General features: G+C 49.8%; 1 protein-coding gene. It reads right to left on the reverse strand.

Annotated features, from left to right (window positions below; translation table 11 throughout):
* On the reverse strand, nt 1-1,390 hold a 1,390-nt coding region (locus Q338_RS12500), incomplete at both ends, for an Ig-like domain-containing protein (protein ID WP_034296087.1).

Below are 1,390 nucleotides of genomic sequence, written 5' to 3' on the forward strand. Positions count from 1 at the left end.
GGCAAGGTGTTGCCGTTTTTGTCGGTTACGGTGTAAGTAATCGGCGTTGGATCACCTGTGAAATCTTTATTAGGCGTAAACGTTACATCGCCTGTCGGCGTAGTCGTCCACACACCTTCGTTTGGTACAGTTACCGATGTGCCTGGCGTACCCGTTTTCGGATCCACTAATTTCACAGAACTTGGATCAATGTCTTTGCCATTGTCGCCATCGTTGCTGGTTACGTTTTGGGTTACAGGCTGCCCTGGTACGCCTGTTTTGCTGTCTGGCGTAGGAATCGGCGTTGGCACTGTGGTGGGATAGTTCACATCAACAGGTGTTTGCGGCAAGGTATTGCCGTTTTTGTCGGTTACGGTGTAGGTAATCGGGGTGGGGTCGCCTGTGAAGTCTTTATTCGGGGTAAAGGTCACATCGCCTGTTGGCGTCGTTGTCCATACACCTTCATTTGGTACAGTAACAGACGTGCCTGGTGTACCCGTTTTCGGATCAATCAATTTTACCGAAGTCGGATCTACATCTTTGCCATTGTCGCCATCATTGCTGGTTACGTTTTGGGTTACAGGCTGCCCTGGTACGCCTGTTTTGCTGTCTGGCGTAGGCGTTGGCGTTGGTTTGCTCGTTGGGTAGTTCACATCAACGGGCGTTTTGGGCAAGGTATTGCCATCTTTATCGGTAACGGTGTAGGTAATCGGGGTGGGGTCGCCCGTAAAGTCTTTGTTTGGCGTAAACGTTACATCACCTGTTGGCGTAGTTGTCCACACACCTTCATTTGGTACAGTAACAGATGTACCTGGTGTACCCGTTTTCGGGTCAATCAATTTCACCGAACTCGGGTCAATGTCTTTGCCATTGTCGCCATCGTTGCTGGTTACATTTTGGGTTACAGGCTGCCCTGGTACACCTGTTTTACTGTCAGGTGTAGGGGTTGGCGTTGGTGTGCTGGTTGGATAGTTCACATCAACTGGCGTTTGTGGCAAGGTATTGCCGTTTTTGTCGGTTACGGTGTAGGTAATCGGGGTGGGGTCGCCCGTAAAGTCTTTGTTTGGCGTAAACGTTACATCACCAGTCGGCGTAGTTGTCCACACACCTTCATTTGGTACAGTAACAGACGTGCTTGGTGTACCCGTTTTCGGGTCAATCAATTTCACCGAAGTCGGGTCAATGTCTTTGCCATTGTCGCCATCATTGCTGATGACATTTTGGGTAACAGGCTGCCCTGGTACACCTGTTTTGCTGTCAGGTGTGGGCATAGGTGTAGGCACTTCTTTTGGATAGTTCACATCCACAGGTGTGGTCGGCAAGGTGTTGCCGTTTTTGTCGGTTACGGTGTAAGTAATCGGCGTTGGATCACCTGTGAAATCTTTATTAGGCGTAAACGTTACATCGCCTG

It is taken from the genome of Alysiella crassa DSM 2578 (assembly GCF_000745955.1).
In the GTDB taxonomy this organism is placed as follows: Bacteria; Pseudomonadota; Gammaproteobacteria; order Burkholderiales; family Neisseriaceae; genus Simonsiella; species Simonsiella crassa.